The following is a 12,094-nucleotide window of genomic DNA, read 5'->3' as shown; positions in this document are numbered from 1 at the left end:
GGAGATCTCGGCCCGGGTTGCACCGTGCCGAATTGCGACGATCGTGGAGTCATGCGGCCGTCCGTGACCGGACACGAGCCCGCCTCCGCTTCGAGGTCATGGCGAAGGGAAGTCCATGGTGGTTGCGAGGACCGGCGTCTTCGGCGCCATGACCAAGGAGCATCGTGAGCGGCTCATGACCCTCGCTCGCGAGGTGTCGTTCGCGATGGGCGAGCGCATCTTCGAGGAGGGCGGCAAGGCCGACCGCTTCTGGATCATCCACACGGGCACGGTGTCCCTCGACCTTCACGTGCCCGGCAGGCAGGCGGCGGTCATCGAGACCCTGGGCGCCGGACGGCTGCTCGGCTGGTCCTGGCTGCTGCCTCCCCACCAGTGGCATCTGGGTGCCGAGGCCGGCAGCCCGGTGCGGGCCTACGAGTTCGACGCGGCTGCGGTCCGTGAGCTGTGCGCCGCCGACCCGGAGCTGGATCACGAACTCACGACCTACGTCCTCGGTGTGCTGGCACGCCGGCTCAGGTCCGCCCGGGTGCGGCTGCTCGACCTGTACGCGCCCTACGGCGCGGGCGAGGTGCCCTGACGAGGCGAGGAGGCCCAAGTGCCCGAGACCCCTCACATCGTGAGCGATGTGATGACGCAGACGGTCGTGGCGGTCGGACGTGACGCTCCGTTCAAGGAGATCGTCCGGACCATGGAGCAGTGGAAGGTCAGCGCCATGCCGGTGCTGGAGGGAGAAGGGCGTGTCATCGGGGTCGTCTCCGAGGCCGACCTGCTGGCCAAGGAGGAGTTCCACGACAGCGACCCCGGCCTCGTGGAGCAGCGCCGGCGCCTGGCCGACATCGCCAAGGCAGGGGCCGTGACGGCCGAGGAGCTCATGAGCACACCCGCGATCACGGTCCACCCCGGCGCCACGCTGGCCGAGGCGGCCAGGATCATGGCCGTCAAGCACGTCAAACGGCTGCCCGTGGTCGACGAAGTCGACATGCTCCAGGGCATCGTCAGCCGTGCCGATCTGCTGAAGGTCTTCCTGCGGCCGGACGAGGAGATCGAGGAGGAGGTACGGCGCACCGTGGTGTCCTACCTGTTCCCGGGCTTCAGCCACGGCATCCACGTGAATGTGCACGAGGGAGTCGTCACCCTCCGCGGCCACATCCGCGACACCTCGCTGATCTCGGTCGCCGTACGGCTCATCCGCGCCGTGGAGGGCGTCGTGGACGTCGATCCCCATCTCACGGGCGAGTCGGACTCGGAACCTCCGCAGTAGGTGCGTCGGCAGGGGCGGACACGGCCTAGTGCTCGGCCGGCGTGATACGGCGCCCTGTGATGCGCGTGGGCCGGATCGACACCCACATCGCGCGTTCACCTCCCGGCCACGGCCCGGTGTGGGCGCGTCCGGCCAGCCTTTCCTCCTCCGCGGGGTCGGTGACCTCCCGCGCGGGCCCGACGACCAGCACACTCCAGCCCTGGCTCATGGCCGTGTCGACCTGGTCGACCTCGAAGGCGACGTCCGATCCCACGGCCATCGCCGGGACCAGGGCCGGCGCGGTCCGGAACGCGATCGCGTCGTCGACGACCTCGTAGTTCACCGGCACCACCGCCGGCCCGTCGGGTGTCGACACCGAGACGCGCCCCACGCCGTGCGTGGAGAGCAGGGCGCGGCATGCGTCACGGCCCAGTTCCACCAGCCGGGGGTGCGGGAGTGCCTGGCCCCGGCCGGGCGGCAGGTCGACACCGCCGCCGCGCAGAGCGCCGCTGGTGGTACCCAGCGCGTCGGCCAGGCGGACAAGACTGGCCACGGTCGGGTCGGCCGGCTGCTCCTCGAGATAGGCCAGGTATTCCGGCGCCATTCCGGCGCGGCGGGCCGTCTCCTCGCGGGTCAGTCCCTGACGTGCGCGTTCGGTGGCGACGCGACGTCCGATGTCACCGGGGTTGGGCGGCCTGCCCGGCGCGGTGGTGCGGGGCTCGGTGCCGGTCCGCCCGGCTGCCCGGTCGGTGCGTGTCCGGGAGGGCTCGTGTGGGGTGCCGGGTCCGTGCTCGATGTGATGGATGTGCGCGTCGGGGCCGGGAAAGACGAGGGTCACCTCGCCCGTGTCCGACCAGCGCACGTCATAGGGTGGGGTGCCATCCTCATGGTGGAGTCCGACAATCTCGCCGTCCCGCCTGGTGACGCCGGTGGCAGGGCTCTCGACCACGAGTTGATCGCCCAGTTGAGCTCGCATGATCGCCGCCGTTTCCTCAGAATGCTCCTGTAACCCAACGTCCCACGGGCGGCGTGCCGCCGCACGGGCGGAAGGGAGAGGCGACATGCACCACCGCACGGTCGAAGAGCTCATGACCCGGAACGTCGTGCGAGCACGGCGCGACACGCAGTTCAAGGAGATCGTCAGGCTGCTCACCGAGAGCGACGTCACCGCCGCGCCCGTGGTCGACGAACTCGATCGCCCCGTCGGCGTGGTGTCCGAGGCCGACCTGCTGCGCAAGTCCTCGGCTCAGACGGACCCGTCCGGGCTGGCGCCGGTCCCGCATCCGGAGGCGTGGGAGCGTGCCAAGGCCGAAGGCGCCAGGGCCGAGGAGCTGATGTCGGCGCCCGCTGTGTGCGCGCGTCCGGAATGGACCGTGGTCGAGGCGGCCCGCGTCATGGCGGCCCACAACGTCAAGCGACTGCCCGTCGTGGACGAGACGGACCGGTTGCTGGGCATCGTCAGCCGCGGTGACCTGCTGAGGATCTTCCTGCGCCGTGACGACGCCATCCGCGACGAGATCGCGGGGGACGTGCTGCGGCGAACGTTGGGGCCGGTCGCCTGGGACGTGACGGTCGAGGTGCACGAAGGGCACGTGAGCCTCGGTGGATCCGTCGAGGACGGGAACCTGATCCCGGTGATCGAGCGTCTGTGCCGGAGCGTCGACGGCGTGGTCTCCGTCGCGGGGCACATCACGTACCCGGCAGAGGGCTCCGGGGGTTCCGCCGGGGGATGAGGGCAGGCAGCGACCGTGCCCGCGCCGTCGCGGCCTGCCCCGCCCCTGTGTCAGCCGGAGATCTCGATGCGTTGCGCCGTGCCCTTCTCGGCTTTCGGGACCCGCACGGTGAGAACTCCGTTGGTCAGCTCGGCGCTGACGTGTGCGGTGTCGGTGTTCGGCGGCAGGCTCGTGCGGTAGTCGAACGCCCCGACGTGGCGGGAGCGGCGCCGCACCACACCGGCGCGTTCCTTCTCCTTGATCTCGCCGTGGACATCGATCTCGGAGTCGGTGACTTCCACGGTGATGTCGTCCTTGGCCACGCCGGGGAGATCCAGCTCCACCAGGTACGCGTCCTCGGTGTCCTCGATGTCGGCCAGCGGCGCCCATACCCCGGCGCCGCCGAGTTCGGCGCCGGCGGGGAAGGCGGACTGCATGAGCCGGTCCATGCGCGTGTGCAGCTCCTCCAGTTCGCGGAAGGGGTCCCATACCGGAAGCGAACCCCTGCTGCGACGGGCAGGCTGTGTCATCGGTCATCCTCCTTGCATCTGATCCGGCGTCGGCCAGCCGGGCTCCGGACGTGCTCGCCGCCCGGCTGCGGCCGTGCTCATGCCCTCGATGTCCCGTTCGGCGATGTCGACCAGTTGCCGGCCGAGGTCGTGCAGGGCCCTGCCCGCAGCCAGCTCGTCACCGATCTCCGGCACATCCATGTCCACGGGATTCCGGTGCGCGTCCCCGTGCCCGGACAGCTCCGTGGTCCCGGTGTCCAGCACCACATGTGCCTTGGTCGTTCCCTCCTCCTCGAAGAGGTGGAGGCGGACCCTCCATTCCACGGTATGCGGCATCACGGTCCTCCTCATCTCCGTACGGAGCGCCGGGATCCGGTGGTGCTCCGCTCGTGGTTGCGCGGGTCCGCGTCCACGGATGTGGCCCCGACCGCGTCTTCGATGCGACGCCGGACCCGGTCGGCGAGGGCGGTCAGCTGATCCGAGGTCCCCGCCTGTGGCGCGACGGGGTCCCTGATGCGCCGTGCGGCGGGCGGGAGCCCGGCCAGGTCGGCGGCGAACCTCTCCCCGCTCTCGTCCAGAGTGGGGCGCTCGCCGGTGCGCCGCCCGTCCCGCATCACCGTCTCCAGCAGCGGTACGCCCTCCCCCGGCGGCCGCTCGTCACGCAGGCCGATCACGTCGGCGTATCCGGGGCCGCGGAACACCTGCTTCTGCCCGGGTGCGGTCACCTTGGCCGACGACAGCTTCATCACCGGCCGGCCGTCGTACTCGACCAGCTTGTACGCGGAGTCCAGGAACGGGGCGTCGGCCGAGACCCCGACGCGGGTGCCGACGGCGTAGACGTCGATCGGTGCTCCGGAGCGGACCAGTTCGTCCACGCCGTACTCGTCGAGGCCGCCGCTGGCGATGATCCGTACGTCCGGCAGTCCGCCCGCGTCGAGGAGGGCGCGTGCCCGCACGGCCAGGGCTCCCAGGTCGCCGCTGTCCAGCCGTACGGCCGAGCCGGGCCCGCGGTCCAGGTCCCGCAGAACGCGGGCCGCGACCCGGACCCCCTCCTCGGTGTCGTAGGTGTCCACCAGGAACGTCACCGGGCCGGGGTGGGCCCGGGCGAAGGCCTGGAAGGCCGCCTCCTCGGTGCCGAACGCCTCGACGTACGAGTGGGCCATGGTGCCGACGGCCGTCAGCCCTTCGGAGGTGGCCGCCGCCACGTTGCTCGTTCCGGTGAAGCCGACCATGGCGCTCAGACGGGCGGCCTGGTAGCCGGCTTCGGGGCCGTGGGTGCGGCGGAGTGAGAAGTCCACGACCGGGTGTCCCGCCGCGGCCAGGACGCATCGCGCGGCCTTCGAGGCGATCGTCGTCTGGTGGTTGACGTGGTTGAGGACGTACGTCTCGACCAGTTGGGCCTGCGGGAGCGGAGCGGTCACCTCCAGCAGCGGTTCGCCCGCCAGGACGATCCGACCCTCCGGCACCGCCCGGACCCGGCCGGTGAACTCCGTACCGAGCAACGGCTCCAGATCACGCGCCGAACGGTGCAGGACCGAGGCGAAGGCGTCGACGTCCTCCGGGCCGACCCGGAACCCGGACAGGAAGTCCAGGGACGACTCCAGCCCGGCGGCCACCAGGAAGCCGCGGTCGGCCGGCATAGCGCGGGCGAACAGGCTGAACGTCGCCGGGTGGGTCATCCCCTCCCGCAGGTACGACATCGCCATCGTGACCTCGTACAGGTCGGTGGTCGTCGCATCGGACATGAGCGTCACTTCCTGGTCGACGTCCCGGCGACGGGGCCTGCCTGTCGCCCGTCACCTGTGGAACCGCGCGGACCAGAGGGGCTCCACCCGGTCCCATTCGGCGTCCCACTGCGCGTACCTTCTGCGGTCCAGCGCCAGGCGCACCCCTCTGCGGGCCGCGACGAAGCCGGCGTAGACGCCGGCCGCCGTCATGCCGCCCATCATCCAGCCGGTGACCTGCGCGTTGCTCGCGGACATGGGTGGGACCGTGACGTTTCCTTCGCGGTCGACCCAGATCCGTACGGTCGAGCCGGCGGTCTCGTCCAGTGCCACCTGGGCGGTTCCCGTCCGCTGCCGGCCGTCTTCATCGGTCCACCTGAGCTGGACCTGCTGTCTCTCGTCCGCGGCGCTGCCCGGGGCTGCCTCCGGGGCCGAGGTCACCTGTGCGGTGATCTGGGACCGCTCTGCGGCCTGGGCTCGAACGGTGCGCATCGTCGACTCGTGGACGGCCGTCCCCGCGCTCACCGAAGCCGCGGGCAGTCCGAGGACGAGCACGGCCAGCAGGAGACGGGAGCACCAGGTCTCGACCCGATCGGACCTGCGCGTCATGGGGTTCGCGCCGTCCGGCGGGTGCTTCTCCCGGTGCGGTCGGTGGGGACCTGATCCCTGCGGCGGATCCTGTGTGCTCATGGTCTGGCCTCCAGCTGTTGCTGGTGCGTCCCCGCCCCGTCTGTCTCCCCCACCACCTTGCAACGTCGGCGGAGCCCGATCACGGGGCCGAAGGTCCCTGTCCACCGGCCACTCGACCCACCGGGCTCCTCGCCCCGTCGGCCGTCCCCGGTCAGATCTGGGGCACGACCACGACCGGACACGGCGCGTGATGCAGCACCGCGTGATTGACCAAACCCAGTTGCAGCCCCACATGTCCGTGGCGCCTGCGGGCCCCGACGACGAGCAGGTCGGCATCGGCCGCGGCCGCCAAGAGGGCCTGCCGTGCCGAGCCCTCGACCACCTCGCTGCTCACCGGCACGTCCTGATACCGCTCCGCAGGGCCGCGCACCGCGTCATCGAGCACCTGGGCCGGTGGGCGTTGCATGGCCTGGAGGGCGTATCCGGACAGGCCCGGGGGCCCCGGGGTTCCGACCGGGACGCTCCAGGCGTGCACCGCGACCAGACCACAGCCCCGCGCGTGGGCCTCGCGGAATGCGAACTGCACGGCCGTTCCGCTGCCCTCCCCGTCCTCTACACCGACGACGACGCTTGCGAACCGGCCGGCGCGGTGTTCCGCGCCGCCGCGCACGACGACGACCGGGCAGTCCGCGTGAGCGGCCACGGACAGGCTGACCGAGCCCAGGAGCAGCCCGGCGAGATCTCCCAGACCTCTCGAACCGAGTACCAGTGCGAAGGCGTTGCGCCCTTGGTCGACCAGGACGGACGTCGCGTCCCCGTGCAGAACCTCACTGGACAGCTTCACCGCGGAGGAGCTCCTGATCGCTCGCTCCGAGGCGACGGCGACCAGGTCGCGTGCCTCGTCTTCCGTCGCGGCCGCGTGCACGAGATGGAGCGGCACGTCGTGCCGGACCGCCTCGTCCACGGCCCAGTCCACCGCCTCCAGGCTCGCCTCTGACCCGTCGATGCCGACCACCAGGGGAACCGTCACCGCCGCCACCTCCTTCTTCCGGACTTCGCGCCCGTAGGAGCGCCGCCTTGCCGGACCACATGCGCCGCGAGGAGATCTGGGGTAGTCCTCGATGGAGAAGCGCCGTGTTCTGTGGTGCGGCAGTCCTGACTGTGACCACGCTCACCGTCCTTCCAGCTTCGTACGAGACGGAGGCAGTCGCCATGGAACGAGTCCTCACCGTCGGCCTCGACGGATCACCCGCGAGCCTTGCCGCGGCCCGCTGGGCCGCCGACGAAGCCGAGCGGCGCAATCTCACCCTGCGCCTGCTGCACGCGTGGCCCATGCTCGCGCCCGAACCGGCCGCCACCCCCGCGGAAGTCGATCAGAACTACTGGGCGAAGCGGCTCGTGCACAACGCCCAGGCGGAACTTCAGGCGCGGCATCCGGGCCTCACCGTCGTCGGCAACCTGGTCGCCGACGACGCCCAGGACGCACTGCTCCACGCCGCCTCGGAGTCCGAGATGCTCGTGCTCGGCTCGCAGGGCCTGGCCGCCCTAACGAGCTATTTTCTCGGCGACATCAGCCTGGCCGTCGTCGCACGATCCGAGCGGCCCGTCGTCCTGGTGCGTGCCGAGCGGCCGGAAGACGAGCAGAGGTCCCTGTCCGGTGCCCCGGGCGACGTCGTGGTGGCCCTGAAACTGCACGGCCCCTGCGACGACCTGCTCGACTTCGCCTTCACCACCGCCGCGGCGCGAGGCGTGCCGGTGCGCGCGCTCCATGGCCGCAGCATGCCGCTGCACGCGTACACGCCCTGGGGCGTGGACCACACCGTGACCCAGGAGGAGCGGCATGAGGCGCATCAGGACCTGCGGCAGGTCCTGCGCCCCTGGCGGGAGAAGTTCCCGGGTGTCACCGTGTCCGACAGTGTCCGTCTGGACAGCCCCGCCAAGGCCGTCGTGGCGGCGACCGCGGGCGCCCAGTTGCTGGTCGTCGGCCGACGCAAGCACCATCCTCACCTGACACCGCGCCTGGGCCCCGTGGCGCAGGCCGCCGCGCACCACGCTCCCTGCCCGGTCGCCGTCGTCCCCCATGACTGAGCCGGACCACGCCGGGGGGCCGATGGCGTCGGCGCGGCGGGTGGAAGCCCCCGGGCCCCCGTCCCCTCCGCGCGCCGAGGTGCGCGAGACCCACACCGCGGTGGTGCTCTTCATCGGGGACCGCGCCTACAAGGTGAAGAAGCCCGTCGACCTGACGTTCCTGGACCACACCACGGTGGCCGCCCGGCGGGCCACATGTGAGCGGGAAGTCTTCCTCAACCGCCGCTTCGCCCCCGACGTCTACCTCGGCGTCGGCGCATTCAGCGGCCCGGACACCGACGTGCCCGAGCCCGTCGTGGTGATGCGCCGGATGCCCGAGGAGCGCCGCCTCTCCCGGCTCGTGCGGGAAGGCGCCGCCGTCGACGACGTGCTACGGGCCGTCGCCCGGCTGCTCGCCACCCACCACGCGGGCGCACCCCGCGGCCGGGAGGTGGACGAGCAGGGGACGCGCGACGCGCTGTCGTCGCGCTGGGAGGCGAGCTTCGCCCAGGTCCGTGCCCTGGCCGACGACGGCTCCGCGCCGGACGGGGTGGAGGAGATCGAGCGCTCGGTGCGCCGCTACCTCGCCGGCCGCGAGCCCTTGTTCGACAGGCGGATCGCGCAGGGGCGGGTGGTCGACGGCCACGGAGACCTGCTCGCCGAGGACATCTTCTGCCTCGACGACGGCCCGCGCGTCCTGGACTGCCTGGAGTTCGACGACCGCCTCCGCCACGTCGACGGCCTCGACGACGCCGCCTTCCTCGCCATGGACCTGGAACAGCTCGGCGCCCCGGGAGCCGCGGCGTTCTTCCTCGCCGAGTACGGCGCGTACTCCGGCGACCCGGCGCCTCCCTCGCTGCGCCACCACTACGTCGCGTACCGCGCGTTCGTCCGGGCCAAGGTCTCCCTGATCCAGGCGCGCCAGGGCACGCCCGGCGCGCAGGCGGCGGCACGCCGGCTGGTCACCACCGCCCTGCGGCATCTGCGCGCCTCCGCCGTCGGCCTGACCCTCGTCGGCGGGCTCCCGGGCAGCGGCAAGTCCACGCTCTCCGGGGCGCTCGCCGATCGCCTCGGCGTCACTCTGCTCAGCAGTGACCGCCTCCGCAAGGAACTGGCGGGCATCCCGGCGGAGCAGCCGGCCGGCGCCGCCTACGGCGAGGGTCTGTACTCACCCGAATGGACCAGCAAGACGTACGCGGCCCTCCTCGACCGCGCGTCGACCCTGCTGTCCCAGGGTGAGTCCGTCGTCCTGGACGCCACGTGGCACGACGCGGGACAGCGTGAAGCCGCCCTGGGGGTGGCCGAACGCGCCCACGCGGGCCTCGTCGCCCTGCACTGCCAGGTCCCGGGCGAGGTGACCGCGACCCGCCTCGCCACGCGCGCGCCCGGCGCGTCCGACGCCGGCGTGGACGTGGCGACCACCATGGCCGCGACGGAACAGCCGTGGCCCGAGGCCGTCGGGATCGACACGAGCGGCTCCCTGGAGGCCGCGGTGGTCCAGGCCCTGGCAGCGATCCGCCCACACGCCGACAGCGGGGCCCCGGTCTTCCGTCGCCCCTACATGGAGCCGGACTAGGCGAGTCGGGGCGCCCGCGCGGAGCCGGGCGGCAGCCGCTTGCCGGCCGGCGTCACCAGGTCTCGCGGGACGCGGTGCCTTCCCTCAGGGTGGTGGGTACGGGGGAATCCCGGCCCCGCAGGAGGCCTGGCAGGGCCGCGCACCGTACGCCCGTTGCGGCTCTTCGGGAGGAGGCCATCATGGGTGAACAAGGGCCACTCGCCCCTGGCGTGGCATGGCGATCCGTGGCCGCCTGCTTCCTCTCCACCTTTGGGCTGCTCGCGGGGCGCCGGGTCCGTCTGCCGAGGGAACGGCAAGGGACGCGGCTCCACTTCGCCGACGGCACCTCGGCCCGGGTGTACCGGGAGACGCGCCTCGGCAGCGGTCTGGCCAAGGACCCGTGCACACTGGTGGTCACCTTCCGGCTGCGCCTGGTCCGCGGGCCCGCGCACGCCCTGTTCCGCGCGGAGAGCCTGCTGAACACCCCGCTGTTCGTCGGTTTCCCCGGCTTCACCTCGAAGCTGTGGCTGGCCCACGACGAGCGCGACCGCTACCGCGGGGTGTACGAGTGGGACGGTCCGGAGCGGGCCGAACACTACGCGCGCTCCCTGTGGCGGGTGCTGGCGCTGGTCAGCGTGCCCGGTTCGATCCGCTACACCGTCCTGCCCGGCCTGCGCCGCGACGACGTCCTCGCCGACCCGGGACCCAGCCCGGCCGACGGCCTGGCACCGGACGACGACGCCGCGGACTGGTGGCGGATACAGGGCACGGCGTGACGACCGCGGTGGACGTCCTCGTGGTCGGGGCCGGTCCGACCGGCCTCACCCTGGCTCTCCAGGCCCACGACCACGGAGCACGGGTCCGGATCGTCGAGCGACGCCCCGAGGCGTTCCGGCCCTCCCGTGCCCTCATCATGCATCCACGCACCCTGGAAGTCCTGCGCCCCCTCGGTGTCACGGACGCCCTGCTGGAGCAGGCGGACACCGCCCCGACGGCGACCCTTCACCTCGGCTCCCGCGCTGTCGATGCGAGCCTCGCGGACCTCGCGCTGCCCGACACGGCGTTCCCGCACCTGTCGCTCGTGCGGCAGATGGACGTCGAGAGGGTGCTGGCGCAGGCACTGGCCGACCGCGGGGTGGCGGTGGAGCGAAGCACCGAACTGGTCGCCGTCCGCGATGACGGGTACGGCGCCCGGGCCGTACTGCGCACGCCGAGGGGCACGGAGGAGATCCGCTGCCTCTTCGTCGGCGGCTGCGACGGCCCGGCCAGTACCGTGCGGACCTGCGCCGGCATCGGGTGGCACGGCAGGCCCTACACCGAAGAGGTGGTGCTCGCCGACCTCGACCTCAGCGGCACCCCCGGCGGATCCGGTGCCCAGCTGTTCGCCGGACGCCCTGGGCTGCTGTTCCTGTTCCCGCTGGGCGAGCAGGCCACCTGGCGGCTCCTGGCCACGCGGGCTTCTCACGGCGGGCCCGAGCCGGACTTCGGCCAGCCCGGACCCCCCGTCCCGAGGACCGAGCTCCAGCGCCTTCTGGGCGACGCCGGACTTCACGCACGGATCGAGCGCCTCGCGTGGTCGGCGCGGGTGCCGCTGCAGTTCCGCCTCGCCCGGCGGTTCCGCCGGGGGCGGCTCTTCCTCGCGGGCGACGCGGCACACAACTACTCACCGGCCACCGGCCAGGGTATGAACGCCGGCGTCCAGGACGCGGTGAATCTGGGCTGGAAGCTCGGCTTCGCGGCGAGCCGCCCGCACGATTCCACGGGCGGGCCGGATGCGGAAGTGCTGCTCGACTCCTACGACGGGGAGCGCAGGCCGGCCGCCTGCCGACGGCTGATCCTGACCCACACGGCGTTCTGGGCGGAGGCGTCGACCGGCCGGACCCCCTCGTGGCTGCGTGCGGCCGCCGCTGCGCGCGCAGCCCTGCTCGTGCCGGTCGTCCTGCAGCGGCGGCGGCTGGTCGCCCAGGGGGTCCGTGTCATCTCCCAGCTACGGGTGACCTACCGGCGCAGCCCCCTGTCGGTGGAGGAGACACCGCACCTCCATGGCGCTCCCCGACCCGGAGACCGCCTGCCGGACGCGACCGTCAGCGTCGGCGGACCTCCACAACGGCTGCACGCGCTCCTGGCCCGCCCGGGCGTGCACCTGCTGCTGCAGCGCGACGCCGCCCCACCACCACCCGAGGTGCTCGGTCCCCACGTCACCACCCTGAGGCTCGCGAACAGTCCCGGCCGCGGCCTGGTGGCCGTCCGCCCGGACGGGCATGTCGGCTTCCGGTGCGGGAAGGTCGACGCGGCCGGGCTGAGCGGCTGGCTGTCACTGATCTGCGCCGCGGAACAGCCACCGGGCCGGCCGCGGCGCCCGGACGACGCCGGGTGACGGTTGCGCGTCCGGGCGTCCGGGCGTCCCGGGTGTGCTGCAACGAATGGCCCAGTCGGCTGCGCGGCCTGGGCCGTTCGGCCCTACTGCACATCGGCGGGTCGTGGTGCTATGGAAGTGAGCCGAGGGCATCTGAAATGGGATGCGGCGAAGCGGAGAGAAACCGCGCACCACGCAATCCGGATCCGCGAGAAGCGGGCGGCCCTCGGCTCCACCCGTGGATGCCGACCCGAAAAGTCCCGACCTGTGCCCGGGCGGCATGGGCCCGCGGTGCGACCCG

Annotated in this window: 13 protein-coding genes; 7 read left to right on the top strand and 6 right to left on the bottom strand. The window is 72.4% G+C overall.

Annotated features, from left to right (window positions below; genetic code table 11):
• Positions 1-115 precede the first annotated feature (115 nt).
• Together G3I77_RS31195 and G3I77_RS31190 are read left to right on the top strand one after the other, a co-directional pair.
• Positions 116-577, top strand: coding sequence for a Crp/Fnr family transcriptional regulator (locus tag G3I77_RS31195; RefSeq protein ID WP_248508896.1), 462 nt, complete (start codon positions 116-118; stop codon positions 575-577).
• Positions 578-595: 18 nt separating this feature from the next.
• Complete coding sequence (locus G3I77_RS31190) at positions 596-1,261, top strand: CBS domain-containing protein (protein ID WP_248508894.1); 666 nt, start codon at positions 596-598, stop codon at positions 1,259-1,261.
• Between the two features lie 25 nt (positions 1,262-1,286).
• Here the strand turns inward: G3I77_RS31190 and G3I77_RS31185 are convergent, their stop codons facing one another.
• Positions 1,287-2,216 carry a DUF1918 domain-containing protein gene (locus G3I77_RS31185; RefSeq protein WP_248508892.1) on the bottom strand — a complete coding sequence of 310 codons (930 nt, stop codon included), beginning with the start codon at positions 2,214-2,216 and terminating at the stop codon, positions 1,287-1,289.
• 85 nt (positions 2,217-2,301) lie between these two features.
• Between G3I77_RS31185 and G3I77_RS31180 the strand changes: the two genes are divergently transcribed.
• Positions 2,302-2,973 carry a CBS domain-containing protein gene (locus G3I77_RS31180; protein WP_248508891.1) on the top strand — a complete coding sequence of 224 codons (672 nt, stop codon included), beginning with the start codon at positions 2,302-2,304 and terminating at the stop codon, positions 2,971-2,973.
• A gap of 50 nt (positions 2,974-3,023) precedes the next feature.
• Here the strand turns inward: G3I77_RS31180 and G3I77_RS31175 are convergent, their stop codons facing one another.
• From G3I77_RS31175 to G3I77_RS31155, 5 genes are all read right to left on the bottom strand, one after another.
• A complete protein-coding gene (locus G3I77_RS31175; RefSeq protein WP_248508887.1) occupies positions 3,024-3,482 on the bottom strand; it encodes an Hsp20/alpha crystallin family protein in 459 nt (152 codons plus the stop codon).
• A gap of 3 nt (positions 3,483-3,485) precedes the next feature.
• On the bottom strand, positions 3,486-3,797 hold the full coding sequence (locus G3I77_RS31170; RefSeq protein ID WP_248508885.1) for a DUF1876 domain-containing protein: 312 nt from the start codon (positions 3,795-3,797) through the stop codon (positions 3,486-3,488).
• An 11-nt stretch (positions 3,798-3,808) separates the two neighbouring features.
• Positions 3,809-5,206 (bottom strand): nicotinate phosphoribosyltransferase, encoded by a 1,398-nt coding sequence (locus tag G3I77_RS31165; protein ID WP_248508883.1) that lies wholly within the window; start codon positions 5,204-5,206, stop codon positions 3,809-3,811.
• A gap of 51 nt (positions 5,207-5,257) precedes the next feature.
• The gene (locus tag G3I77_RS31160; protein WP_248508881.1) at positions 5,258-5,794 is read right to left on the bottom strand and encodes a hypothetical protein; all 537 of its coding nucleotides are present in this window, start codon (positions 5,792-5,794) and stop codon (positions 5,258-5,260) included.
• A 232-nt stretch (positions 5,795-6,026) separates the two neighbouring features.
• Complete coding sequence (locus tag G3I77_RS31155; protein ID WP_248508880.1) at positions 6,027-6,845, bottom strand: universal stress protein; 819 nt, start codon at positions 6,843-6,845, stop codon at positions 6,027-6,029.
• Between the two features lie 182 nt (positions 6,846-7,027).
• On the opposite strand from G3I77_RS31155, the gene G3I77_RS31150 reads away from it, so the two are divergent.
• From G3I77_RS31150 to G3I77_RS31135, 4 genes are all read left to right on the top strand, one after another.
• A complete protein-coding gene (locus G3I77_RS31150) occupies positions 7,028-7,903 on the top strand; it encodes a universal stress protein (RefSeq protein WP_248508879.1) in 876 nt (291 codons plus the stop codon).
• A gap of 79 nt (positions 7,904-7,982) precedes the next feature.
• The gene (locus G3I77_RS31145) at positions 7,983-9,458 is read left to right on the top strand and encodes a bifunctional aminoglycoside phosphotransferase/ATP-binding protein (RefSeq protein WP_248508967.1); all 1,476 of its coding nucleotides are present in this window, start codon (positions 7,983-7,985) and stop codon (positions 9,456-9,458) included.
• A gap of 179 nt (positions 9,459-9,637) precedes the next feature.
• Positions 9,638-10,213, top strand: coding sequence for a hypothetical protein (locus G3I77_RS31140; protein ID WP_248508878.1), 576 nt, complete (start codon positions 9,638-9,640; stop codon positions 10,211-10,213).
• Positions 10,210-11,814, top strand: coding sequence for an FAD-dependent monooxygenase (locus G3I77_RS31135; protein ID WP_248508877.1), 1,605 nt, complete (start codon positions 10,210-10,212; stop codon positions 11,812-11,814). The genes G3I77_RS31140 and G3I77_RS31135 overlap by 4 nt, the downstream gene beginning before the upstream one ends.
• Positions 11,815-12,094 lie beyond the last annotated feature (280 nt).

The sequence above is a fragment of the Streptomyces sp. D2-8 genome, from assembly GCF_023184515.1.
In the GTDB taxonomy this organism is placed as follows: domain Bacteria; phylum Actinomycetota; class Actinomycetes; order Streptomycetales; family Streptomycetaceae; genus Streptomyces.
The sequence above is the reverse complement of the archived record's forward strand: the minus strand, read 5'-3'. Positions and strand labels throughout refer to the sequence as shown.

Excerpts from the sequence above, each read along its gene's own strand:
- G3I77_RS31180 (WP_248508891.1), top strand. The coding sequence starts at position 2,302 with ATGCACCACCGCACGGTCGAAGAGCTCATGACCCGGAACGTCGTGCGA.
- G3I77_RS31150 (WP_248508879.1), top strand. The coding sequence starts at position 7,028 with ATGGAACGAGTCCTCACCGTCGGCCTCGACGGATCACCCGCGAGCCTT.
- G3I77_RS31160 (WP_248508881.1), bottom strand. The coding sequence starts at position 5,794 with ATGACGCGCAGGTCCGATCGGGTCGAGACCTGGTGCTCCCGTCTCCTG.
- G3I77_RS31185 (WP_248508892.1), bottom strand. The coding sequence starts at position 2,216 with ATGCGAGCTCAACTGGGCGATCAACTCGTGGTCGAGAGCCCTGCCACC.
- G3I77_RS31140 (WP_248508878.1), top strand. The coding sequence starts at position 9,638 with ATGGGTGAACAAGGGCCACTCGCCCCTGGCGTGGCATGGCGATCCGTG.
- G3I77_RS31170 (WP_248508885.1), bottom strand. The coding sequence starts at position 3,797 with ATGCCGCATACCGTGGAATGGAGGGTCCGCCTCCACCTCTTCGAGGAG.
- G3I77_RS31175 (WP_248508887.1), bottom strand. The coding sequence starts at position 3,482 with ATGACACAGCCTGCCCGTCGCAGCAGGGGTTCGCTTCCGGTATGGGAC.
- G3I77_RS31195 (WP_248508896.1), top strand. The coding sequence starts at position 116 with ATGGTGGTTGCGAGGACCGGCGTCTTCGGCGCCATGACCAAGGAGCAT.
- G3I77_RS31165 (WP_248508883.1), bottom strand. The coding sequence starts at position 5,206 with ATGTCCGATGCGACGACCACCGACCTGTACGAGGTCACGATGGCGATG.